Source organism: Rhodothermales bacterium, assembly GCA_017643395.1.
In the GTDB taxonomy this organism is placed as follows: domain Bacteria; phylum Bacteroidota; class Rhodothermia; order Rhodothermales; family UBA10348; genus JABDJZ01.
This window is the reverse complement of the sequence record JAEPNP010000002.1, coordinates 244202-268553: the sequence shown is the minus strand read 5'-3', so window position 1 is coordinate 268553 and position 24352 is coordinate 244202. Positions and strand designations below refer to the sequence as shown.

Sequence of the window (24352 nt, the reverse complement as noted above, 5' to 3'; positions counted from 1 at the left end):
AAGCGAATCACGGTTCTGGGCGCGCCGGCTCCGGATTGGGCCGGCCGGCTTGGGTCCTTCCTGCAGGCTCCGCGCCATGATTCTGGCGCTGGCCGTGATGGCAGCCTCGGGTTGTGCCCAACCTGGTATGGTCGATCGACCGGCCGGCACGCAGGTTCTGGCCGAGTTCCGGGCCGCTACTTCAGTGAGTGCGAGTACGGACGGCGAGATTCTGGTGGCCGATGCCGGCCGCCTGTTTCTTGTCGGTCCGGCTGGGCCGATTCCTGCCCAGACCCCATCGCCCGGTGTTGCTGCCGTCGATGCCGGCCTCGCGCTTTCGCGCTACGTGGCGCATCCCGACGGCGGAATTGTGGACCGTCTTGGCCACGACGGCAATCTCATACTGAGGTTTGCTGTGCCTGCAGGCGCGAATGCGTTCCGCGATAATGCATCGGTCCGGTCGGACGGCACGGCCACGGAGTCTGGTCGTCCCGTCGACGTGGTAGTGCTGTCCGATGGGTCTGTCGTTGCACTGGAAGCATCGAGGCCTGCGCTGCTGATCTGGGATCGGGCCGGACGCGCAGACCGGGTGCTCACGACATTCCGCGGAATACGCATGGAGCCCAAGGCACTGGCACGTCAAGGAGACGGCTTTGCCGTGCTCGATGCAAACTCCAGCGTCTATGTGTTCGACGAGTTTGCAAACGAACTGGACGTGCACTCGGCTCAGGGGGCAACTGCCCTGGGGGCCGAACTGTGGGTCGCAGGGCAGCAGCGGGCGTGGCGCCTGACCGAGTCGGAGGGCGGCATTGCCGCGCCGGAAGGGGTGGTTGACCTGGAGGTTACAGGGGGCGCTCTCCTGCTTCTGACCCCGCGGGCACTGATTCGCCAGTCTATCGATTGAGTAGTTCGTTGATGGCCGCCTCACGACGAGCCAGACGCGATTTCTCCGAGTAGAGCGTGGCCTCAGCGCGTCGGTCGCGACAGTCGCTGGGGCCCAACGGACACCGCTGGCAGGTCACGTTGACAATCTCGACCGGAAGATTCGGGTCCTCGGCAAATGCCACTGTACGTCGGAACTGCTCATCCATCTGGAGGCCCAGCGACACACACGAGTAGTTGGCCGTGGACAGACGCAACGGCCTGGAAGCGGCCATTACAAAGAAGTCCTGGTCATTGTCGAGGAAGCGAGAGCGCTGCGCCCGAACGCGCACCGCGGCCTCACCTGGCTCCACCGACGCCAGAAGGCGCTGTCCTGCCCATCGCGCACAATAGTGTTCGTCCTGCCAGAAGCCCTGGGGCAGCGTGGCCCCCGTGCGATTGAACACTTTGCTCAGGCGCGTGCGGCCGGAGCGCTGGTCGTATGCAAGCCGCATGAAGAAGGTGTCCTGCAGCCCCATCACGCCCGGCAGCACCTGACCCAGTCGGTAGAAGAACATCTCGGTTGTGGCCGAGAATCGGTCCATGACATCCAGCAGCGCCTCCGGCTGCCACGTGGGCAAGCTGAAGAAGGAGCTCATGGCGTCGACGACCTGGTCCCGATCCAGCAGAACGGCCCCGGCAAAGTAGCTGGCCTTGAAGTTGTTCAGGACCTGCTCAAAGCTCTCCACTTTGAGCCAGGAGGACGTCGTGGCCCGTGCCTCCAGTCCCATGACGTGGTAAGCCAGTTCCCGGCCCAACTGAAACGCCTTTTGGGACGGCAACAGATTCGGGTTGACGTAGAGCGTCGGGTTCGGTCCGTCGGAGAAGACCGAACGCATGTCCCGAAGCTCTGGCGTGCGCCCCAGGGCCTGCCAGTCCAGCCGATAGTTGTGCACCCGCTCCAGTGTGCGCGTCAGGGCCTGCAACGGGTCAGTATCAAGCTCGTCCACGCCCACCTGGCTGCGAAAACCGGCGGCCGCATCTTCGATTTCAGCGAAATAGTTGTCGTGCATCAGCTGGTACGAGCGAAGCGCAGCGAACAGGAAATGCTCCACTCGCATGTCGTACATCTGCCCGATCTCCAGCAGCGTGCGCACAAGCGCCCCCGCCTTGCTCGGGTCTTCAGAGAAAAGCGCGAAGAGGTCCTGCGCTTCCAGACCGAATACATCGAACGGGAATTCGGCAAAGAAAGGGGAGCGCAGGGTCTGGGTGAGTGGATCCAGCTGCGCGTCCACCCGAACGGAGACGAGTTCGTCGTACGGCACCTCCAGCGCCTGTGCTATGCCGAGCAGTTTTTCAGGCTTGGGGTACTTCTTGCCCTTCTCAATCTCGCTCAGGTACGAGATGGAGAGTCCGGATCCCGCGGCGAGCTGCTTGAGCGACAGTCCGGCCGCCTGCCTGAGCTTCTTGACCTTGAGTCCGAGAATGAAACGAAGGTTGTCTTCGCTGACGGCCATGAGTCTGCATCCTGTTCGCTGTGAGCGAAAAACTAGCAGCCAGACTGCGGAAGGGCCAGCGAAATTTCGCTATTTCGGGCCTGGCAAGGGTTTGGTCAGCCGTTTTGTTACCGTATCATTACCGGACGGGTCCGATCGGGACTGATTCTTGTAGGACCGAATCTGATTCGTAAACGTCTGGTTTTCATGCGCTTAGCACTCTTTGGGCCGCCGGGTGCCGGAAAGGGTACGCAGGCCGCCATTCTGGCGGAGACCCATGGGCTGGTCACCATTTCGACCGGAAATCTGATCCGCTGGGCCATCCGCGAAGACTCAAAGTTGGGTCAGGAGGCCAAGAGCTACGTCACTGCCGGCAAGCTCGTGCCGGGCGAGCTTGTCAGGAAACTGGCGGACACTGCCATCGCGACGGCCGGGTTCGACAACTTCATTCTCGATGGTTATCCGCGTACCCTGGAGCAGGCGGAATGGCTGGATGCCTTCCTGACGGCCTACAAGGCCGAACTGAACGCGGTGGTCTTTCTGAGCGTGCCGGATGAAGTGATCATCCGACGCCTTTCCGGGCGGCGCATCCACAAAAACACGGGAGAGAGCTATCACCTGGAGTTCTTTCCGCCTCCGCCGGATGTGGATCCCGAGGACATCATTCAGCGGCCGGATGACGAGCCGGAAGCCATCCAGGCGCGACTGGAATCCTACCGACGGGAAACCAAGCCGCTCGAGGAGTTCTACCGCCGCAAGGGGCTTTTGCGCGAAGTCAACGGAGACTGCTCCAAGGACAGCGTGCACGAGCGTATCATGGGACTCCTGAATCCGTCCCGCGCCGGAGCCCGAAAGGCGGGCTGAACGCCGGACGCCAGCAATTCCTGCATGCGAATTTCGGATCGGGCCGTCGCGGTGCAGGCGGGCCCCGTTGACCTGATTGTTCTGCCGACCGGAATTCGCGACGTGGTCACGGTGCGTGGTTCGGTAGATACGTGGCCGGATTTCCGGGCCGGCGGCGAACTGGTTCAGGAGATGATGGCGGGTACCCTGGACAAGGGCACTCTGCAGCAGGACCGCTTTGAGATTGCATCGGTGCTCGAGAATCTCGGCGCCCAGATGAGCTTTTCAGGCTCGACCGCCCGAGTGCGGTGCTCAGCGCGGTGCCTGCGGGCGGACCTGGATGCTGTGATGGGATTGCTCTTTGAGCAACTGCTGCAGCCGGCCTTCGATGATTCGGAGCTCGACAAGAGCCGAGATCGGCTTCAGGCTTCGATTCAGCGCGGCATCGCGGATGCCGGATATCGAGCCGACCTCGCGCTGGCACGCCGGGCATATCCCGCAGGCCACCCCAACTACATGCTGAGCCCTGACGAGGAGGCAGCCGTGGTCACGGCTGTCGACCGGAATCAGGTGGTCGCGGCGCATTCGCGTTTACTTGCGGGTCATCCGCGCCTGGTCATAGTGGGAGACGTGGACGTAGACGCCTGTCGCCGGGCCGTGGAGAGCGCGGCCGCGGGCTGGTCCGGATCCGCCAGCCCGGCTACACCCGATCTGCCTGGCACCGGTATCGCGAAGCCGGGCTCGGAAGAGGTGCACATCGCAGACCGGGACAATCTGGACGTGCGATGGGGCCACGCGGTCGACCTGACGCGTACCGATGACGACTTCCTGGCTGCCTACATGGCCAGCTTTGTGCTCGGCGGGAATTTCTCCGCGCGCCTGATGAACATCGTGCGGGACAAGGAGGGTCTGACCTATGGGGTCGGCAGCGGACTGCGTGGCTTCGACCAACGATACAACGGCATGTGGCGCGTACACGTCACGCTGTCTCAGGACAACCTGGACCGTGGCATCGAAGTGACTGAGGCCGTTCTCCGGGACTTTGTCGCGGACGGAGTGACCGCGGACGAACTTCTGGAAAAGCAGGACACCATTGCGGGCTCGTTCCAGGTTCGGCTCGCCACGACCGCAGGGATTGCCGGGGCGCTGCTGCAGCAGATGGAGGACGGTCGGGACGCGAGCTGGGTGGACCGCTATCCCGAGCGCGTGCGCGGCTGTACGGTGGAGGCCGTCAACGAGTCCATCGCCCGTTACTTCGATACGGACCGACTATTCCGCGCAGTGGCGGGGTCGATTCCGGAGCGGACCGAAGCCTGAACAGGCTCAGTCAGCCGGCATCACGAAGGCCAGGATGATATAGGCCAGAAGGCCGAGGCCGGACAGGAACGAAAGGATGATGTAGGCCACCCGCACCAGCGTCGGGTCCACATCAAAGTACTCGGCCATGCCCCCACAGACGCCGGCGATCATCCGGTTCGTGGAGGACTTGGTCAATCGTCCCTGGCTCATGTTCAGCTGTCCCGGATAATGGTGATGCGCTCCTCAAACGACTGCTTCTCCGGGTTCGGCATGACAAACGCCAGGAGCAGGTAGGCAAGGAAGAAGGGGCCGCCGGAAGCAATGGTCCCGATCACAAAGGCAATACGGACCAGCGTCGGGTCGATGCTGAAATACTCGGCAATGCCCCCGGCGACGCCGGCCAGTTTCTTGTCGCGGGACTTGCGCAGCTTGTTGCTGGTGCGCTCTTCCCGGCGACGCGATTTTGCGGCTCGTGTCTCGGCCTTCACTTCCGCTTTCTCTGCGGCTTTCTGGGCCCGACGCTCACGCGCCGTCATCTTCTTCGGCTTGGGCTTGCGGCCCGGGCGCCATGAGAGCACCCCGAATCCAAGCAGAATGATGAGAATGCCGGCCAGCCACGGCAGCATGGTGGCCAGTACGCTGAGATCCACTCCGGGCCAGAAGCCCAGCTGCTGGAAGATGTAGGCAATGCCCACCAGTATCAGCGAGAAGCCGGCAATGGTGGGCAGGTTGAAGAACCCGTTTGGGGTCCGTTCCTCTTCCGCAAACAGAATGTCCTCGAGTTCGTCCTCCGAGAGGTCCTCGAGATCCATCTGTTCACCGCCGAACAGGATGGGGTCTATGCGCCCTTCCTCTTCGGCGAGCTCTGTTGATCTTCCTTTTCGAGTTCTGGTAGCCATGCGTCTATGCCGAATGGGGGGGACCCTTGGCGAATCACCGTTACGGGCATGTAGACGGCATGTTACGCGTCAAGGTCCGTCCGGATCACTTCTTCGGGGGTAATGATGACGCGTACGGGACGGTCATGTTGCTCGACGGGGAGATCTTCGGACAATTGCGCCCCAAAAACGGCACAAATTGGCAGCAGGCCGGGGTGATTGTCCATGATCTCATCATAGTAACCAAACCCGTGCCCCAGTCGCGTGCCGGCACGGGAGACCGCCAGTGCCGGGACAAGCAGGATGCCCGTCGCCGGCAATGGCACGGCGGGGCCCGTTGGCTCCCCGATACCCCATCGATTCTGCAGCAGCTCCGCACGGCCCTCAAACCGCGCGAATTCGACCCGCTCCGCGCCCGGGATTCGTGAACGCTTGAAGTGCCTGACCCGGGGGAGCAGGATCGTGGTGCCGGCTCGGTGGTTTTTCTCCAGCCAGGTCGTCACGTCCGGTTCATGGCCCATCGGCCAGAAGCCCGCCAGGAACCGGACGGCCTGCAGTTCCGGCAGCGTACCAAGCCGGGCGATGAGATCGTGCTCCATGGCACGTCGCGCTGACGGTGGAAGCTGCGAAAGCCGGCCACGCACGTCCCGACGAATCGCCTCTTTGGATCGTGACATGCCATGAAGATAAAGAGGATAGGCGGAGCGTCGTTGGAGAGGCCGTTTGGCTGCCCTACTTTCTCCTTCCTGTTCCATTTTCTGTGACGCCAGAAACCGCTCGCCGGTCCTGACGGGTCAAAGCTGACCCACCCAGCCACCGGGATTCTTCCCAAGACACACGCACCATGTTCGACAGCCTAAGCGACAAGCTGGAAGGCGCGCTGAAGTCACTCAGCGGCCAGGGAAGAATCAATGAGTTGAACGTTGCCGAGAGCATGCGCGAGATCCGTCGCGCGCTCCTGGACGCAGACGTCAACTACCAGGTTGCCCGGGACTTTACCAACCGGGTCAAGGAAAAGGCACTCGGTGAGGAAGTTCTGAACTCGGTTTCTCCGGGTCAGCAGATGGTCAAGATCGTCTATGACGAGTTGGTCCATTTCCTCGGTGAGGAGCAGGTCGATGTCTCGCTGGCGCCCACTCCGCCGACGGTGATCCTGGTGGCGGGCTTGCAGGGTTCGGGTAAGACCACGTTCTGTGGCAAGCTGGCTCAGCACTTCAAGAGCAAGGGGCGTGCGCCCATGCTTGCGGCGGCCGATGTGTACCGCCCGGCCGCTGTGGACCAGTTGTCGACGCTCGCCGAACAGGTCGGGGTGCCGGTGTTCTCCATCATGGATGGGGACGAGCCGGTCAAGGACGCGGTGCGCGTGGCGCGGGAAGCCGTCGGCGCCGCGCGACGTGAGGCGCGGGACGTGCTGATTGTCGACACCGCCGGCCGGCTGGCCGTGGACGAGGTCATGATGACCGAGGTCGGCAACATCAAGGAGGCCATTCAGCCCCACGAAATTCTGTTCGTGGTGGACTCGATGACGGGTCAGGATGCCGTCAATACGGCGGTCTCCTTCAATGAGCGCCTCAACTTCGACGGCGTGGTGCTGACCAAGCTGGACGGCGACACCCGCGGTGGTGCCGCGCTGTCCATCCGGACTGTCGTTCAGAAACCCATCAAGTTTGCCTCCACCGGGGAGAAGCTGGACGCGCTGACGCCGTTCTACCCCGATCGCATGGCCCAGCGCATTCTGGGCATGGGCGATGTGGTCTCCTTCGTCGAGAAGGCCCAGGAGCAGTTCGACGAGAAGCAGGCCGAGAAACTCCGCGCGAAGATGCGCTCGGAGAAGTTCGACCTGGAGGACTTCCTGGATCAGCTGGACAAGATCAAGAAGATGGGGTCACTGCGCGACCTCGTCGGCATGATCCCCGGCATCGGCAAGCAGGTGGACCAGCTGGACGTGGATGACGACGCGTTCATGCATATCGAGGCGATCATCCGGTCCATGACCCCGGACGAGCGCCGCAATCCGGACATGATCAACGGCTCGAGACGCAAGCGGATAGCGCTCGGCTCAGGCACCGAAGTCCGGGACGTGAATCAGCTGCTCAAGCAGTTCCGCGACATGCGGAAGATGATGAAGACCATGACCAAGCTCATGGGCAAGGGTCGCAACGTAGACATTGGCGCCCTGATGGGACGCCGCAACTGACGCTTTAAACTCAAGCAAGGAAGAACGTGGTTAAGCTTCGTTTACGCCGAATGGGTCGCCGCAAGCGGCCTCTTTACGCCGTTGTGGCGGCCGATTCGCGCAGCCCGCGCGACGGCCGGTACATCGAGGATCTGGGCCGGTATGACCCCCTTCGCGAGCCCGCCCAGGTGGAGCTCAAGGATGACCGGGTGATGTACTGGCTGCAGCAGGGCGCACAGCCCAGCGACACAGTGCGCTCGATTCTCAGCCGGGAAGGCCTCATGCTGGCCCTGCATATGCACCGCAAGGGTGCCGAGCAGGAAGCCATCGACACGGCCGTCGCCGAGCACAAGGAGCGCGCCATGGCCAAAGCCAGTGCCGCGACCAAGACGACCGCCAAGGACCGCAAAGAGGCCATGCTGGCCGCTGAAGCGGACGTGGCCAAGAAGCAGGCTGCCGAGCTGGCCAAGATTCGCGCCGAGGCTGAAGCCAAGGCTCGCGAGGCCGCCGAAGCCGCTCAGCGCGAAGCCGCCGAGCAGCGCGCCAAGGCTGCCGAAGAGGCCAAGAAGGAGCAGGAGGCCGCCAATGTGGCGACTGCCGCCGCCGACGCTCCGGCACCTGCTACCGACGCGGTAGAACAGGCACCGGCCATCGACGAGCCCGCTCCGGAAGCTGCCGAAGCAGCCGCTGAAGCCAAGGAAGCCGTCGCAGAGGCCGAGGCCGCTGCTGAAGAGGCTCCCGCCGAGGCCGAAGCTGCCGAGGAAGCCGAAGCCGAGAAGACCGAAGGCTGAATCGGGTGAATCGACCGGTTGATCATAGCGGATTCCGCATGGTGGGCGTGGTGACGCGCACGCACGGCGTTCGAGGCGGATTCAAGGTCCGTCCCGAAACCGATGATCCGTATCGGTTCGAAGCACTTGAGACCGTCTATCTGGGCGATGCGCTCCGTGCCCATACCATCCGGGAAGTTGGCTTTCAGCCGTTGAAAAACGGCCTGGCAGTCCTTCTTGAATTGGACGGCGTGCAGACGCGCGAAGCTGCCGAGGCCCTGCATGGCCTTGAGGTCTGGGCGGCCGAGGAGGATCTGCCGCCGCTGGAAGATGGTCAGGTGTTCCTGAGTGACCTCGTCGGCCTCCAGGTACGCTCCGAATCCGGAGAGGTGCTGGGAGAAGTCGTCGACGTCGTCGAGTACCCGGCCCATCCCACGCTGAGCGTTCGCCGATCCGGCGGATCGCTGTCCATGGTTCCTTTTGTGGAAGAGCTTGTGCCTGAAGTCGATTCGGACGCCGGCTACCTCACGGTGGTCGCTCTGGAAGGATTGCTGGATGGCGAGCCCGCTTCGGAGAGGGACTGACATGCGCATCGACATCATCACCGCCCTGCCCGATATCTGCACGTCTCCGCTCCGGCAGAGCATTGTGCAGCGTGCCCAGACCAAGGAGCTCGTGGACATTCGTGTGCATGACCTTCGGGACTGGTCGGTCGGCAAGCACCGGCAGCTGGACGACTACCCGTTTGGCGGCGGTGCCGGCATGGTGCTGAAACCGGAACCGCTGTTCGACTGTCTGGAGGCGCTGAAAGGTGAGGGAGACCCCATCGATCAGGTGATCTTTCTGACTCCGGACGGAGAGGTGCTGGATCAGCCCATGGCCAATGAGCTGTCGCTGTGCAGTCGCCTGGTGCTCATCGCCGGGCACTACAAGGGCATCGATCAGCGCGTGCGTGATGAGCTGGTTTCGCGGGAGATTTCGATCGGTGACTACGTGCTCAGTGGGGGGGAACTGCCCGCACTGGTGCTTGTAGACGCGCTCGTTCGTCTGATCCCCGGCGTCCTGGGCGACGCGGAATCTGCTCTTTCCGACAGCTTCCAGGACGGTCTGCTCGACGCCCCGGTCTATACCCGCCCCGCCGACTACCGCGGCATGCGCGTTCCCGACGTGCTGCTCAGCGGTGATCACAGCGCAGTAGCCCGGTGGCGGGAAGCACAGAAACTGGAGAAGACCCGGCACAGACGGCCGGATCTACTCGAAAGCCTGGCAGAGCCAGCCTCTGCCAAGACGAACTGAAAACCAAAGATTACTGGAGGTCCGAAATGGCCACAGATATGATGGCCCTCGTGGAGGGTACCCAGCTGCGGGACGACATCCCGGAGTTCGCCCCCGGAGATACGGTCAACGTGCACGTGCGCGTGATCGAGGGCGAGAAAGAGCGCATCCAGCAGTACCAGGGTGTGGTCATCGCACTCAAGGGCTCTGGCGCACGTCGCACGTTCATGGTCCGCAAGGTGTCCAACGGCGTCGGTGTCGAGCGCATTTTCCCGATCCACTCGCCGAAGATCGCCAAGATTGAAGTGATCCGGCATGGTCGCGTTCGCCGCGCCAAGCTGTACTACATGCGTGAGCGTCGCGGCAAGGCCGCCCGCATCCGCGAGAAGCGTACCCGCTAACCGGGAACCAAGCGTCAGAGGGACAGACCGCCGGCGGGTTCGTCGGCGGTCTGTTCCGTGTTTGTATGGAAGCATCCATTCTCCGCATATCGGTCTGGGACGAACCGCAGCTGCGCGCCTTCGGAAAAGCGCTGCAGGGACCCGAGACGGACGTGGCGTTCGTTGAACGTGACATGGCCGAGCAGCGTCTTCAGGCCGGACTCACCGACTTGGCGCTCGTGCCGACCCATCGCGCCCTGGCGGCCGACCGAGACGACTTTGAACTGATCCCCGCGGTGGCCTACGGATCGTGGTCCACGCCGCACCTCGCCATTCTGCTGCCGGAGGGCTTTGAGGGACAACCGGAGCATCTGGTTACCTGGAACCCCGACGGGCTGGAATCGCTGGTTGCACGGATCGTTCTTCATGAGCACTACGGCATGTCGGTGCAGCCGGTGCTCGATGCCCACCCGGACCAGGCCCGGCTCCAGCGAGGTGGTGGGGGTAGCGGCGACGCGCTCCGACTGGACCTCGGAGAGGAGTGGTACGAGCTCACCAATTACCCCATGGTCTGGGGCCTCTTCATGATGAGGGCCGGCGAACTGGACGCGGGGACCATTCGTGTCCTCAGGGCGGCCGCGGCCTCGGTGGAATCCTCGGACGATCTGGACGGCACAAACCCCGGCTCGGACGGCATGGGTTTGCCGAGATTCCGCTTCGACGACATAGCTACGGCAAGCCTTACCGAGCTCAGCACGCACCTGTACTACTACGGGCTGACCTCGGACATCGAGGAGGTGCGCACGGCCCGGATTCCGGAAGGCGCCGACATCGGCTCGGACCAGCGCGACCCCCAGCTCTGATGGGCGACGGTACCAAGACCGTCGTTTCCAATCGCAAGGCGCGCTTCGAGTATCACATCGACGAGCGCCTGGAGGCCGGCATGGAGTTGCTGGGCACCGAAGTCAAATCCCTGCGGGCCGGAAAGGCCAACCTGCAGGAGGCGTTCTGCCAGGTGAAGCAGGGCGAGATGTACCTGATGCAGTGTCACATCGCGCCGTATGATTTCGGGAATCGCATGAATCACGATCCCCTCCGTCCGCGCAAGTTGCTGCTGCACAGGAAGGAGATCGATCGATTCGACAAGGCCGCCCAGCAGAAGGGGTACACCATCGTGCCGATGCGGCTGTACTTCTCCAACGGAAGAGCCAAGCTGGAGATTGGTCTCGGCAAGGGTAAAAAGCTCTACGACAAGCGCGCTGACATTGCGGAGCGCGAGTCCAAACGGCGACTGGACCGGATCCAGAAGGGCGGGCACGCGGAGTAGCCGGGCGGTCTCGGCAGTCTCGGCGGCCTTGGCGGTCTCGGTGGTCTCGGCGGACTCGGCGGTCTCGGCGGTCTCGGCGGTCTCGGCGGTCTCGGCGGCCGCGGAGGTGGAATAACGCCCCCGGATTCCATGTAGGGGCGGTTTCGTCGGCCCCGCGAGTTGAATGGAGCCCCCGGATTCCATGTCGGGGCGGTCTCGGCGGCCCCTGAGGTGGAATAGCGCCCCCGGATCCCATATCGGAGCCCATCGCCCATCGCGGGTCCGTCCCGTTCGGGGGCATCTGGTCCGCCCCACGGCTCACCGAGCCCCAGAGCCCACTCAGCGGGACCTGACGGCCGTTGCCGCCGAGGTGGGAAACCGAAGCCCGAATTCAGGGGTCTGCACCGTAGTGCTGCGCCCCTCCGCCATACTGATTGCCCTGATCCTGGTCGGATCGTCGCTCCCCGTGCAGGCCCAACGCACGGCGGCGCAGTGCCTCACCGAGGATCAGCCGGCAGTGTGCCTGCGGCAGGTTCCGGCGAACGCCCCCGGACTGGCGGACGCCTGGCTCGAGCACGGACTCCAGGCCCTCCGATCGGACAATGTGCCCGGAGCCGCAGAGGCACTCAGCCACGCCGTCGAGGATCACCACCAGGGATACCGGGGACTGGCACTCTGGGCCACCCAGTACGGCACGGGTGCTCTGCTCGGGCCCGCCAGATCGGCTCGAAACCGCTCCCGAGCACGTGCCCTGCTGCGTCGTGACTCACTGGACGTAGGCGCCAATCTGCTGCTCGGTACGCAGGATGCGCGTGAGCTGGCGCGTCGCGCCCATCGTGCGAAAGTACCGGCCGGGACCAACGCGGATTGGCTCACGGGCCGGGCCGCGGCGGGGAGTCGAGCCACCGGGCCGGGGGTCCGATTCAGCGAGCGCTACCGAGGTGAAACCGTCGACATTTCGGTCGCGTCCGCGCGGCCCGACGGACGCCTCATGCGCACCACCCTCGCCAGGTTGCGGCGTGCATTGGGCTCCGAAGAGGTCGGAGCTTTCGCACTCCGGCAGTTGGCACAAATACACATCGGCACGGATGACTGGCCCGCGCTGTCAGAGGACGCATCGGCGTTCCGGCGAGTGCGGCCTGACCACGCCCTGGGCTATTTGACCGGTGCGTTGGCGGCAGATCGGGAGGGCCGCGCCGAGGCGGCGGCGACCCTGGCGCAAGTGGGTCTGGATCTGCTGGCACCCGGAGAGCGGCACGACCTGCTGAATCCGGCCCGAGTACTTTCAACAGAGGAACGGCTTCCGGAGGACGCCGAGTCCTGGTGGAGAGACCAGGACCCCATCGCCCTGACTCCGGACAATGAGCGTCTGACGGAGCACGTGGTGCGCTGGGTGTACGCAGACGTTCGATTCGGGAATCCGTATGAGGGCGAGCCGGGTGCGAACACCAACCCCGGCAGTGTCATCGTGCGGTATGGGATGCCGGTTGGCGAAATGCAGTACACCGGCGGGGATACGCCTGCCGGCGCGGCTGGCGGCTGGGACCGCTACGCCGTTTTCCTGTATGACGGCTTCGACTTTCGATTCATGGATCTGGCGCGCACGGGCGAATGGTCCTACTACGCGCCTCGGAGCCGGGCATTTGAGGGTTGGCGCGGCGACACGGAGCTGCGAAGCGCCGACTACGTCCTGCTCGCCAGGCAGCGTTTTCGCGACATCCCGCTGCTGATTGAGCCAAGTTGGGAAATCCTGCCGATGCAGGTGTCGGTATTCCGTGCAAGTCGCGGCTATGACGTCGTTATGGCGGGCATCGTGCCGGATGGCCTCGGCGATGCGGATCGGGCCGCTTTTGTGCTCGATTCGGGCAGTCGCATGGTATCACTGGGTGACCCCGGCGTGCGCCCCTGGCAGGAGGGCAGCCCCTTCGTCAAGGCGGCGAGCGTTCCGATGGCGGCTCCTGGCCCGCTGCTTGCCCGGCTTGAGGCGGTGTCTCCTGCGACGTTGCAGGGTCCGGCGAGGACCGTGGTATTCACGGACGAGCCCGCGCGGGCACCGGTCGAATCCTTCGCTGTTTCGAGCGTGCTGCTGGCGGACCTGATCGAGGAGGGCGAGGTCGCAGAAGGCCTCTGGAATCGCGACGGACTGGCAATCTTTCCATCGCCCGACAACACGTTCGAGGACGACGCCCCCGTGTACGCCTACTTCGAGGTGTACGGCCTGTCGCCCGGTCCGGATGGACGCACGGACTACGAGGTGACGGCTACCCTGAGATCCGAGGCCGACGAGGGCAGACCCCTGCTGGCCCGCATGCTGAGGCGCGGAAACGACTCGGTGGGCGCTGGCTTCCGTTCGAGTGGCTCTGAGGCCAGTATCGGGGAATACCTGCTTCTGGAACGCGAGAGCCGGGAGGGCGGCGACTATCTTCTCACGCTCACAATCACAGACCGGGTGGCGCAGACGGCGGTTGAGGCTACGACGCGCGTACGATTCAACTAGAAGGGCCGCAGGCGTCGCCGCGCTCTTTCTGACACTGCTAGCGACTGCGCCAGGTGCGCAGGCGCAGGTGGTGCGCGGGTTCATCACGGACGCGACAGATGGGGAGCCCCTGGAGGGTGCGACCGTCGTGCTTAGGCAGGACACGCTGCTTGTCGCCGGATCGGCCACCGACCGCGACGGATTTTTTGCCCTGTCCAGATTCCCTTCGGGCACCTACACGCTGACCGTCTCGTTCATCGGCTACCTGCCTGTGGTGGATACGCTGGAGGTTGGGCAGGATCAGATTCTGCTGCGCAACTACAGGCTCCAGGCTACCAGAGAGCTGCTGGATGAGTTGATGGTGCAGGGGGACCGGGAATCAGGACTGGCGCGGGTTGACGCCGGGCGGGTCTCCGTGCGACCGGCAGATGTGGCTCTAGTGCCGTCTCCAGATGTGTCCGGGGATCTCATCAACTACCTGACCGCTATTCCGGGCCTCGTTACGGTTGGTGACCGGGGCGGCCAGCTGTTTGTGAGGGGCGGGGAGCCCTATCAGAACCTTGTGCTTCTGGATGGCATGTGGGTCTACCAGCCCTTCCATGTGCTCGGTTTCTTTTCCGCGTTTCCCTCCGACATTCTGAATCAGGTCGATGTGTATGCGGGCGGATACGGCAGTGCCTACGGAGGCAGGATCTCGTCCGTAATCGATGTGCAGAGTCGCACGGGCAGCAAGCGCCGCTATGCCGGTGCGCTATCGGCGGCTCCGTTTGTGACGAGCGCCATGCTTGAGGGGCCGATCGCTGATGACCGGCTCTCGTTTCTGGTTTCGAGTCGTCGGAGCGTGATGCAATACGGGGCCGAGAATCTGGTCGATGAGCCCTTGCCGTTCGATTTCGGGGATCTGTTTGCCAAGGTGCACGGCATAGTCAGCAGCAACAGTCAGCTATCGCTCACGATGCTGCGCACGTTCGACGAAGGCGAGGTGGGCAGCGCCTTTCAGGCCCCCGGTTCGACCGTTCAGGACGTGGCAAGCTGGCGGAATCAGGCCTACGGGCTGCGCTATCTGGTCCTACCGAGGGTCTTTCCGGTGCTGGCTGAATTTCTGGTGTCCTACTCGCGGCTTCAGACCGCGGTGGGCGACCCGAATGATCCTGTTCGACAGGGTCGTCTCGGCACCGTGAACACCACGGCCAACGTCACCCACTTCGCCGGTGATCTTGAGATCGGCTGGGGTATTTTTGCGCGATCCATGGAGCTGTCCAGTGAGCTCGGCGGGCTGTTCCAGAACGTGTTCATCCAGCAGGAATTCCTGACCGAGGTCGGCTTCTACGTGGAGCCGTCCATGCGTTTTCGCAACGGCGTCGAGGGTTCTGCCGGGCTGCGCGTGCACAACTTTCCCAGCAAGTCGAACGTGTTCGTGGAGCCCCGGGTGCGGGTTGCCTGGAATCGGGAGAGGGATCGTTTCAGCGGCGCGTTCGGCGTCTATCACCAGGAGGTGATCGGATTGACCGACCAGCGGGATGCGGCCGGCGTATTCACCGCCTGGGCGGCTGTACCCTGGCCGCGCGTGCCCTCCGCCACCCACTTTATTCTGGGGTATGGGCGTCAGATCGGGGACCGGCTGGACGTTGGTGTCGAGACCTATCACAAGCGTCTGAAGGGCCTTTTTGTACCGGAGTGGACGTCCCTGCCGCGATTTACGACGACCCTGCAGACGGCGGAGGGCACCGTTTGGGGCGGCGATGTCCGCCTGGAGGCACGGGGCACTCGCTTCCTGGCCTCGCTCAGCTACGGGCTGTCGGCCGTGACGTACAAGGCCGGGCAGCCGACGCTCTCGCTGTGGTTCGGACAGGACCAGATCGAATACAGACCGCCGCACGACCGGCGTCATCAGATCAACGTGCTCGGCGCGTACCGGACCTCGGGCTTCGAGCTGTCCGCCCGCTGGCAGTTTGGCTCCGGCCTGCCGTACAGTCGCGCACTCGGCTTTGACGGGTTTGTGCTTATGGACCGGCCGGTGGATCTCTACTCGGAGCCAGGGAATCGGCGTGTGATCTACGAACGCCCGTACAACGGCACGCTGCCGACCTACCACCGGCTGGACGTGAGCGCGGAGCGACGCTTTGTCACGCCCGGGGGCACACTCAGTCTGCAGGCGGGGCTGATCAATGTGTACGACCGGCAGAATCTGTTCTACCTGGACACATTCACCTTGACCCGCCGCAATCAGTTGCCGCTGATCCCGACCTTCGGAGCCAAGTACGCGTTCGGGCAATGAGGAGCTGGGTTGTCATAGCATGCCTCGTCTTCCTGATGGGCTGTGATGAGGCCGTCGATCCGGTGCTGGAGTCCGAGCGGGCCTTCACGCTCTACGGGTATGTCGATCCCGGATCGGACAGGCAGTCCCTGCGCGTTTTCCCGATCGAGGACATTCTGGAGGTCACCGATACGACGCCGCTCGAAGCGCGCATCAGTCTGATTGGGCCGGGGGGCACGACCGCTTTTGCGGATTCGGTGGTTCGGTACTGGGACGGCTCGATCGGACACGTTTTTCAGGCCCGGATCCGTCCCGCTTTTCAGACCACGTACGTCATCGAAGCGGAGGACGCTAGGGGGCGGCTCACCTCCGTTCAGGTGACGACCCCAGCCAAGGCTGATTTGACGCTTGGTCAGGCGGACGGGGTGCTCGGCAACGTGCGCATGCCGGTGGCGTTCACCGGCGCCGAACAGGTGTTGTCGCCGCGGGTGTTCTACCGGTTCGAGTCCACGCGCCCGCCGTTTCAGTGGACGATCCCCGTCATCTACGACGGCAGTCTGACGAGAGAGGGCACCACGTGGTCCATGGCGGTCGATCTGTCCAGGGATATTGGGGTGCTTTATTCGGTGACGGGGCTTCAGCCCGGCACAGATCCCATCGTCCTGCTGGATCTTGTCGTGGAAGCCTTCATTGCTACAGAGGAGTGGTCGCCTCCGGGTGGCCGGTTCGTCACGGAAGTCCTTGTGCAACCAGGGGTTTTCTCCAACGTGGACAACGGGTTTGGCTTCGTCGGCGCCGGGTATCACGAACGTACCAGTACCCTGCCGGAGGCAGCGGTGCTTCGCTTGGCCGGATTTGCCAATGAGTAGCGCGGAGTGACCCAGGAGGATCGGTTTAGCCCGCGATTCACACCATTCGCCCACACGCCGCTACATGCGGATACGTTTGCAGAATCAAGCTCCCCACGATCGCGTTGCATTCGGTTGAGGTTATACGGCGCAAACCGCGCAGACTAGACATGGTCCGCTTTCTTCTTGTTGTCCTTTTGCTCGCCGGTGCGGCGATTCCCCCGGCATGGGCCCAGTCGAGCTCGGATCCCATGGTGGAGGGCATTCTGGCTTTCCGGGAAGGCCGTCACTCGGAGGCCGTGCAGGCGTTTCAGCGCGCAGTCGAACAGGACGACACCAATGCCGAGGCTCATTTCCTGCTGGCCCGGATCTACTTCGAGACAGATCTGAAGGACGTCAAGCGGGCCGGTCGAGAGCTGGACAAGGCCCTCGAAATCGAGCCCGAAAACGTCAAGTACCTGACGGCGCGCATGCAGCAGTTGGGTGAGGATTCCAGCTTCTTTCTCACCGACAAGGTGCGCGAGGCGCAGCGGCGGGATCTGGCCCGGGACATCCTGAAGCTTGACTCCACGAATGCGTTTGCTCACGAGGAGCTGGGCAGCAGCTACATCCGGGACTTCTGGCGGTATCGGAACGCGTTGATGTACCCCACGGTGCAGTTCAACGAGTACGCGTATCGTGCGCGGCGTGAACTCGACCCGATCGCCGGTGCGCTGGTAGATGAGATCCGTCAAATGCAGCGGATCGAGGCCGAGCTACAGAACCTGGACGAGTTGCCTCCGGTGGCCGGGATGGAACAGCTCAGTGCCCTGCCTTCGCTGAACCCCGAGTCGGTGTTCATGGCCGACGAATTCGATGTCGAGACGCTGGCAAACCAGGGCATTCCTGTTGTCGATTTCTCGGGTCGTGCCCAGCAGGCCTACGACCGCGCAGTGTTTCACCTCTTCAAGGCCCTCGACGCCGATCCGCGCAACAGGCGCGTTTACGACCGTCTCATGGAGATCTATGCGTTGAAGGGAGAGTGGCAGGATGCGCTGGACATGCTCCAGCAGATGTACGTCTATTTCCCCGAGGATCCCGAACTGTGGACCTACCTGGGCCTGGCGCACCACCGCTTCGGAAATCTGGACGCCGCGGCGAAGGCCTTCGAGTCGTCGTTCGAGAGCATGGACGATGGCACCCGGAGAGCCTTTGACAACATCGAATTCCTGATGCCGGAGGACGAGAAACGGCGCTATCGGGAGGATCCGACCGGATACGCCGCCCGCTACTGGACGTCGAAGGACCCGCGCTACCTGACTCCGTACAACGAGCGCAAGCTCGAGCACTACTCCCGCCTGACCTACGCCGACCTGCTCTACGGTTCCGAGGAAATGGATCTGCGCGGGTGGGACACCGAACGCGGTTCCATCCTGGTGCGGTATGGGGTGCCGCAGGGTGACGTAGTGATCATTCCCAAATCCACTTCCGGCGTGCAGCGAGGCGCCCCTGGCCAGAACGGTGTCGACCAGAATGACCCGACGCAGCCGGGGACCCGGTTGGTACTCCAGGTCGCTCAGCGGGGGACCGACTTTGATCTGGGAGATGAGGCCAACACATTCAATATCTGGGACTACGGGGACTTCAAGTTTGTCTTCGAGGACCCCTTCCGGAACGGCGAATACCGCATGTTCAGTCCGTCCGCGGCTGACCTCTCGCAGGGCGCCGTGCCGTGGGTGAATGACTACACCATCAAGGCGGCGGAAACCATCCGTCGCACGCCGGACCGGTACGATTACGAGGCCCCTGGCAGACAGATTGAGCTGCCATATCTGGTCTCCGCCTTCCGTGGCTCGGCGGGCAGTGCCGATCTGGTGGTGAACTACGGCATCCCGATCCTGGAATTCGGCAACCAGGGGGACATGATCAATGTCACCGCCAACGCCGGCACGTTCGTGATCTCAGAGGATCGCGACATTCTGGCGGAGCGCAGACGCACCATCTATGGACTGCGTACCGACCAGATTGTGCAGTTTGAGGAGGCGAACCTCTGGATAGATTCGGAAACCGTGACCGTGCCTCCCGGCAAAGTCGACGTGAGCGTCGAATTCGAGACCACCTCGGGCGGCACCGTTGCGGTTCAGAGGCGGGAGGTTGACATCCCCAACTTCGACACCGATCGGCTCTCGGTGAGTGACATCATGCTGGCTTACCGCGCCGAAGAGACAGAGGACGGTCGGCCCCTTGTAGGCTCCGACGTGGTGCGCAACGGCTTCTCAATCACGCCTGCGCCCTGGAGTGTATTCGGCCGCACCAACCCCATCTACCTGTACTTCGAGGTCTACAACCTGGATGTCTCGGGCGATGGGCGGGCCAACTACGAAGTAACCGCCAAGCTCGAGCCCAAGGACCGTGGCTCTGGCGTGGGTCGTTTGGTACGTGGCGTGTTCGGAGGCGGGGATCGCGGCGTTTCCGTCAGCCTGCCGACCTCGATCGCATCCACGACCGACGGCCAGTACCTCATACTGGATGCCTCGAACCAGGAGACGGGCCTTTACACGCTCACGCTGACGGTCACCGACCGCAAGACCGGCCAGGAAGTCACCCGACAGCGGGAGCTGTTCCTGGAGTAGGGGGGCTTGTGGCGTTGCCCTGCTAGTGCCTGCCGGTGCGGGGGGGCGCCGGTGCCTGCCGGTGCGGTGCGCGGTGTGGCGGCTTGCGGGTCCGAGGGCTGGGCCGTGCGAGGCGTGCGGCGGGTGTGCGTGGGCCCGAGGGCCGGCTGTGCGTGCCTGCGGCCGTGCGTGACCCGAGGGCCGGCCGGGCGTGCTGGCGGCGACTGTTTCCGGCCTGAAAGGCTGAATACGGCCCGAAATGGAACCTGCGGCGGCTGTTTCCGAGCCGAAAGGTTGAATACGGCCCGAAATGGAACCTGCGGCGGCTGTTTCCGAGCCGAAAGGTTGAATACGGCCCGAAATGGAACCTGCGGCGGCCGTTTCCGGCCCGAAAGGTTGAATGCGGCCCGAAATGGAACCTGCGGCGGCTGTTTCTGGCCTGAAAGGTTGAACACGGCCCGAAATGGAACCTGCGCCGGCCGTTTCCGGCCCGAAAGGTTGAATGCGGCCCGAAATGGAACCTGCGGCGGCTGTTTCTGGCCTGAAAGGTTGAATGCGGCCCGAAATGGAACCTGCGGCGGCCGCGCGAGGCCAAAAAGGGTGGACGCGGCCCGACTGCGGCGGCCGCGCGAGGCCAAAAAGGGTGAACGCGGCCCGACTGCGGCGGCCGCGCGAGGCCAAAAAGGATGAACGCGGCCCGACTCCGGCGGCCGCGCGAGGCCAAAAAGATCGAACGCACCCCGACTGCGCCGGCCGCGCGAGGCCCAAAAAGGCCGCACGCGCCCCGACTGCGCCGGCTGCGCGCTGCCGAGCGCTCGCTACTTCCCGGCCGCCTCCGACACGCGCGCGTCCATGCCCGCCACCAGCTCCTTGAGCGACTCCTTGTAGGCGGCCAGCGCTGCCGCGAGCCCTTCATCCGAGGTGGCGAGGATCTGCACGGCCAGCAGTCCGGCGTTCTTGGCACCGCCGATGGCCACGGTCGCCACCGGGACACCCCCCGGCATCTGCACCACCGACAGAAGGGAGTCCATTCCTTTGAGGTTGCGGGTCGGCACGGGCACGCCAATGACGGGAAGCGTGGTCGATGCTGCGATCATGCCCGGCAAATGGGCCGCGCCGCCCGCCCCGGCTATGATCACCTTCAGGCCGCGTCCGGCGGCCTCTTCGGCGTACGACTGCATGGCGGACGGCGTGCGATGAGCGGAGAGCACGCGGGCTTCGAACGCCACGCCAAACTCATGCAGAATATCCGAGGCGGCCTCCATAACCGGCCAGTCGGACTCGCTGCCCATCGCCAGTCCAACACGTGGTGCGTCTTGTGCCATGTCTTGTCGAGGTGCTTGGCTGCTAAAGGATAATGCGCGATGCGGCCTTTTCGGCTCTGGCCCTGGTTTCCGCGGGATCGGATCCTGTCGCCGTGACATGGCCCATCTTACGATCTGGCCGCGCCTCCTTCTTGCCGTAGATGTGCACGGCGGCTCCCGGGACGTCCAGGGCGTCCGGAAGCGTTTCAAGCGACACGGCTCCGCTGCGGGTACCGAGCACGTTGATCATGACGGCACAGGGAACGCGTAGTCCAGGGTCCCCGAGGGGAAGGCCCATCACCGCGCGGACGTGGTTTTCGAACTGTGAGGTGTGGCTGCCCTCGATGCTGTAGTGCCCGGTATTGTGGGGCCGAGGTGCCAGTTCGTTGAGCAGGATATGGCCGTCCTCGGTCTCGAAAAGCTCGACGCCCAGCACACCGACGCTCTGCACGGTTTCCGCTGCCGCGCGCGCGACTTCGTCCGCTCGCGCTGCGGTCTCCGGGGAGATGTTTGCCGGCACGACGACGGCGTGGCAGCGTGCGTTCTTCTGCTCGGTGTACGCCGGCGGATAGCTGACCATGTCTCCGGTCTCTCGCCGCACGACCAGAACCGACAGTTCCTGCTTGAAAGGCACAAACGCCTCGACAAGCAATCCATCCGGGCCGGAAAGGCGATCCCAGATGTCTTCTATGTCGTCTCTGGAGTGCGCAATGCCGTTCCCATACCCGTCGTACGAACCCTCATAACGCTTGAGAACCACGGGATAGCCAAACGATTCGGCGGCGTTCCCGGCGTCCTCCTTTGAGGCACACCGCCGGAAATCGGCGCCGGGGATGCCGGCCTTGTGCATGGCAGAGCGCTGGCGGCCCTTGTGCCGGATGATGCGCAGCGTCTCCGGGGTCGGATAGAGACGCACTCCCGACGGCAAGACCGGCCGCAGGTGCTCCGCGGGAGCCCACTCGCTCTCCACGGTAACGGCAGTGCAACCCTCCGCAAAGCGCTGCAGCACGTCCGGGTCCGTCCAATCTCCGACCATGGCCTCGCCGAGAGCCTCCACCGGCCCAGCCGGCTTCGGAGACAACGTGCGCACAGACAATCCCAAACGAATTGCCGCCTGCGCGGACATACGACCCAGCTGGCCGCCCCCCAGAATGCCGAGCAGGCTCATGAACGGAGAAGTGCGTCCAGTTCCATCTCGTCGGCAACCCGGACCTGGCGCGCCTTGGATCCCTCAAACGGCCCTACAATGCCGGCATCCTCCAACTGGTCCACAATACGCGCGGCTCGCGAGTATCCGACCGAGAGCTTGCGCTGAAGGAGGGAAACGGATCCCTGCTGACTGCGAACGATGATGCGTGCAGCCTCCTCAAACAGGTCGTCCCGGTCCGTGCCGCCGGACCCGCCACCAGGCCCGCCCATGCCGCCGTCCTGCTCAATGGACGGCAGTACATAAGGTCCCGGACCACGCTGCTCGCCGATGTGTTGGGTGACGCGGTCGATTTCCTCAAGCGAAACGTAGGGGCCTTGCAGGCGGATGATTTTGCTGCCGAGCATGTACAGCAGGTCTCCGTTGCCGACCAGTCCCTCAGCGCCGTTCTGATCGAGAATGGTGCGGGAATCGATCTTGGAGGCCACCTGGTAGGCCATTCGCGCCGGGAAGTTGGCCTTGATGAGTCCGGTGATCACGTCGACGGACGGGCGCTGCGTGGCAAGAATCAGGTGGATGCCGACCGCGCGGGCCATCTGGGCCAGACGGGCGATGGGCGCTTCGATGTCCTTGCCGGCGGTCATCATGAGGTCGGCCAGTTCGTCGACGACGACGACGATGTAGGGCAGATGTTTGTGACCGTCGGAGGGGTCCAGCGTGCCGCCGTCAAAACGCTCGTTGTACTCACGAATGGAGCGCACTCGTGCCGCGGAGAGCAGGTCGTATCGCTCCTCCATTTCGCGTTCGCAGCTCTTGAGCGTTCCCAAAGCCTGGGCCACGTCCGTGATGATGGGCGTGTCCGCCTCGGGCGGCATGGCGACGTAGTGGGAAGCAATCCGGCTGTAGGCAGACAACTCAATCTTCTTGGGATCGATCATCACAAACTTGAGATCGTCCGGCGAGCACGCGTACAGCAGTCCGGCGATAAACGTATTCAGCCCCACCGACTTGCCGGAGCCCGTTGCCCCGGCTATGAGCCCGTGCGGCAGCTTGGTGAGGTCCTGCAGCACCACTTCACCCTCAATGGACTTGCCCAAAATCAGTGGCAGTTCCATCTCGTTGTCACGGAACCGAGCCGTGCCGATCACATCCCGGATTCTTACGAGCTCGCGGTGCCGGTTCGGTATCTCTACGCCGATGGCCGTCTTGCCGGGAATCGGCGCAATCATTCGGATACCCGGCGCCGCCATGGCCATCGCCAGATCATTCTCCAGGGCGGTAATGCGGGAGATCTTGACTCCGGGCGCCGGCGTGAGTTCGTAGAGCGTGACGGTCGGCCCAATGATGGCCTTGATCTCGACGATCTCGATGCTGTAGGTGCTCAGCTTGTCGAGCAGGATGCGCTTGTTTTCCTCGAGCTCCTCGTGGTCGATTTCGGCATCACTCGCATCGCTGCTGTCGAGCAGATCCAGCGGAGGCATCCGGAAGGGTGACCTCATACCCTTGGAGGGAAGGTCGTCCGCGCGCTCTTCCTGTACCCGCTGGGCTACCTGAATGGCCACATCGGCGTCGGCCGCCGGTGGCAAAGGGACGGGCGTTCTGGGAGGCTGGGGAGGGACGGCCTTTGCGGGCGGAGGCATCACTTCAGCCTCGCGCGGAGAGTTGAACCTCGGCTCTGGTGTGGCCGGAGCAGCGACGCCGGTTTTCGCCTGTGACGCTGCCGTCTCCCGGGCGTTGTCTCGCTGTTTGCGGCGTTCGGCAAGCGCCTCCTTGCGTACTTCCTTTCGCTCCAACCGGTCGATGGTGTAGTTCTCCCAACCCTTCCTGAAGCGCTTGCCGACGCCTATGAAGAAGTTCTCGACGCGATCCAGCGATCGCTGGATATCTCTGTCGATGATCAGGAGCACGGTCACCGAAAGCAGCAGCACGATCAACCCGAAGGATCCGGGCCGGCCGAATACCTGATCCATCCAGCCCGCCAGACCGAGGCCGACGGCCCCTGCCCAAGGCGTCATGTCCGCCTCGCTGACCAACCCGACCCATCCGAACAGCGTGGAAAGAAAGACGGCGCCGCCCAGGACGAGCCAGGTTACCAGCGGCAGGTACAGCGCTACGCGATTTCGAAACCAGATCCAGCCCCAACTGCCCAGCAGCAGCGGAAGCAGAATTGAGCAGTAACCCAGGAACTGGGGTACCATCAACCGGGCCAGCCAGGCGCCCGTGAGCCCCAAGGCGTTCAAGGCCCGATCGTCGCCCGGGTCCAGCAGGGCATCCAGCGAGAATCGGCGGGCAAGTCGGTCATCGAGCGGCTCGTAGGACACAATGGCGAGCAGCAGGAGAGCCGACACCACAAGCAGGATCAGCCCCAGGATCTCACGCTTGCGTTGCCCGGTGACGAATGGCTGGTCTCCGGAAGACGCCTTCTTCGAAGCGCTGCGCTTCTTGACTGTGGATGCCATGCGGGAA

The 24352-nt window shown here is 63.7% G+C and carries 21 protein-coding genes; 14 read left to right on the top strand and 7 right to left on the bottom strand.

From position 1 onward, the window contains the following. Window positions 1-76 precede the first annotated feature (76 nt). Window positions 77-883, top strand: coding sequence for a hypothetical protein (locus JJ896_09525; GenBank protein MBO6779878.1), 807 nt, complete (start codon window positions 77-79; stop codon window positions 881-883). Here the strand turns inward: JJ896_09525 and JJ896_09520 are convergent. After that, window positions 873-2357: a helix-turn-helix domain-containing protein gene (locus JJ896_09520; GenBank protein ID MBO6779877.1), complete on the bottom strand. Its 1485-nt coding sequence runs from the start codon at window positions 2355-2357 to the stop codon at window positions 873-875. The genes JJ896_09525 and JJ896_09520 overlap by 11 nt on opposite strands. A gap of 186 nt (window positions 2358-2543) precedes the next feature. Between JJ896_09520 and JJ896_09515 the strand changes: the two genes are divergently transcribed. Together JJ896_09515 and JJ896_09510 are read left to right on the top strand one after the other, a co-directional pair. After that, a complete protein-coding gene (locus JJ896_09515; protein MBO6779876.1) occupies window positions 2544-3200 on the top strand; it encodes an adenylate kinase in 657 nt (218 codons plus the stop codon). Window positions 3201-3224: 24 nt separating this feature from the next. After that, window positions 3225-4496: an insulinase family protein gene (locus JJ896_09510; GenBank protein ID MBO6779875.1), complete on the top strand. Its 1272-nt coding sequence runs from the start codon at window positions 3225-3227 to the stop codon at window positions 4494-4496. 6 nt (window positions 4497-4502) lie between these two features. Here JJ896_09510 and JJ896_09505 read toward each other — a convergent pair whose 3' ends face one another. The 3 genes from JJ896_09505 to JJ896_09495 form a co-directional block, all read right to left on the bottom strand. Then, a complete protein-coding gene (locus JJ896_09505; GenBank protein ID MBO6779874.1) occupies window positions 4503-4688 on the bottom strand; it encodes a PspC domain-containing protein in 186 nt (61 codons plus the stop codon). A gap of 2 nt (window positions 4689-4690) precedes the next feature. Continuing rightward, window positions 4691-5377 carry a PspC domain-containing protein gene (locus JJ896_09500; protein MBO6779873.1) on the bottom strand — a complete coding sequence of 229 codons (687 nt, stop codon included), beginning with the start codon at window positions 5375-5377 and terminating at the stop codon, window positions 4691-4693. A 62-nt stretch (window positions 5378-5439) separates the two neighbouring features. Next, window positions 5440-6033: a 5-formyltetrahydrofolate cyclo-ligase gene (locus tag JJ896_09495; GenBank protein ID MBO6779872.1), complete on the bottom strand. Its 594-nt coding sequence runs from the start codon at window positions 6031-6033 to the stop codon at window positions 5440-5442. Window positions 6034-6200: 167 nt separating this feature from the next. On the opposite strand from JJ896_09495, the gene ffh reads away from it, so the two are divergent. The 11 genes from ffh to JJ896_09440 all read left to right on the top strand — a co-directional run bounded on the left by ffh (window position 6201) and on the right by JJ896_09440 (window position 19456). Next, window positions 6201-7553 (top strand): signal recognition particle protein, encoded by a 1353-nt coding sequence (ffh, locus tag JJ896_09490; GenBank protein ID MBO6779871.1) that lies wholly within the window; start codon window positions 6201-6203, stop codon window positions 7551-7553. A 50-nt stretch (window positions 7554-7603) separates the two neighbouring features. After that, a complete protein-coding gene (rpsP, locus tag JJ896_09485; protein MBO6779870.1) occupies window positions 7604-8323 on the top strand; it encodes a 30S ribosomal protein S16 in 720 nt (239 codons plus the stop codon). Between the two features lie 5 nt (window positions 8324-8328). Continuing rightward, window positions 8329-8886, top strand: a complete 558-nt coding sequence (gene rimM, locus JJ896_09480) for a 16S rRNA processing protein RimM (protein MBO6779869.1) — start codon at window positions 8329-8331, stop codon at window positions 8884-8886. A 1-nt stretch (window position 8887) separates the two neighbouring features. Next, on the top strand, window positions 8888-9598 hold the full coding sequence (gene trmD / locus JJ896_09475; protein ID MBO6779868.1) for a tRNA (guanosine(37)-N1)-methyltransferase TrmD: 711 nt from the start codon (window positions 8888-8890) through the stop codon (window positions 9596-9598). A 26-nt stretch (window positions 9599-9624) separates the two neighbouring features. Next, window positions 9625-9978, top strand: a complete 354-nt coding sequence (gene rplS / locus JJ896_09470) for a 50S ribosomal protein L19 (GenBank protein MBO6779867.1) — start codon at window positions 9625-9627, stop codon at window positions 9976-9978. Between the two features lie 65 nt (window positions 9979-10043). Then, window positions 10044-10820, top strand: a complete 777-nt coding sequence (locus JJ896_09465; GenBank protein MBO6779866.1) for a hypothetical protein — start codon at window positions 10044-10046, stop codon at window positions 10818-10820. After that, on the top strand, window positions 10820-11284 hold the full coding sequence (gene smpB / locus JJ896_09460) for an SsrA-binding protein SmpB (protein MBO6779865.1): 465 nt from the start codon (window positions 10820-10822) through the stop codon (window positions 11282-11284). The genes JJ896_09465 and smpB overlap by 1 nt, the downstream gene beginning before the upstream one ends. 388 nt (window positions 11285-11672) lie before the next feature. Beyond that, a complete protein-coding gene (locus JJ896_09455; GenBank protein MBO6779864.1) occupies window positions 11673-13760 on the top strand; it encodes a hypothetical protein in 2088 nt (695 codons plus the stop codon). Further along, on the top strand, window positions 13729-16017 hold the full coding sequence (locus JJ896_09450; GenBank protein MBO6779863.1) for a TonB-dependent receptor: 2289 nt from the start codon (window positions 13729-13731) through the stop codon (window positions 16015-16017). Before JJ896_09455 ends, JJ896_09450 begins: the two co-directional genes overlap by 32 nt. Then, on the top strand, window positions 16014-16865 hold the full coding sequence (locus tag JJ896_09445) for a hypothetical protein (protein MBO6779862.1): 852 nt from the start codon (window positions 16014-16016) through the stop codon (window positions 16863-16865). Before JJ896_09450 ends, JJ896_09445 begins: the two co-directional genes overlap by 4 nt. 149 nt (window positions 16866-17014) lie before the next feature. Continuing rightward, on the top strand, window positions 17015-19456 hold the full coding sequence (locus JJ896_09440; GenBank protein MBO6779861.1) for a tetratricopeptide repeat protein: 2442 nt from the start codon (window positions 17015-17017) through the stop codon (window positions 19454-19456). 797 nt (window positions 19457-20253) lie between these two features. On the opposite strand, the gene purE is transcribed toward JJ896_09440, so the two are convergent. From purE to JJ896_09425, 3 genes are read right to left on the bottom strand one after another with little or no spacing between them, the layout of a single operon-like run. Then, window positions 20254-20760, bottom strand: coding sequence for a 5-(carboxyamino)imidazole ribonucleotide mutase (purE, locus tag JJ896_09435; protein MBO6779860.1), 507 nt, complete (start codon window positions 20758-20760; stop codon window positions 20254-20256). Between the two features lie 22 nt (window positions 20761-20782). Further along, the gene (locus JJ896_09430) at window positions 20783-21907 is read right to left on the bottom strand and encodes a 5-(carboxyamino)imidazole ribonucleotide synthase (protein ID MBO6779859.1); all 1125 of its coding nucleotides are present in this window, start codon (window positions 21905-21907) and stop codon (window positions 20783-20785) included. Then, the gene (locus tag JJ896_09425; GenBank protein MBO6779858.1) at window positions 21904-24345 is read right to left on the bottom strand and encodes a DNA translocase FtsK 4TM domain-containing protein; all 2442 of its coding nucleotides are present in this window, start codon (window positions 24343-24345) and stop codon (window positions 21904-21906) included. The genes JJ896_09430 and JJ896_09425 overlap by 4 nt, the downstream gene beginning before the upstream one ends. Between the last annotated feature and the right edge of the window lie 7 nt (window positions 24346-24352).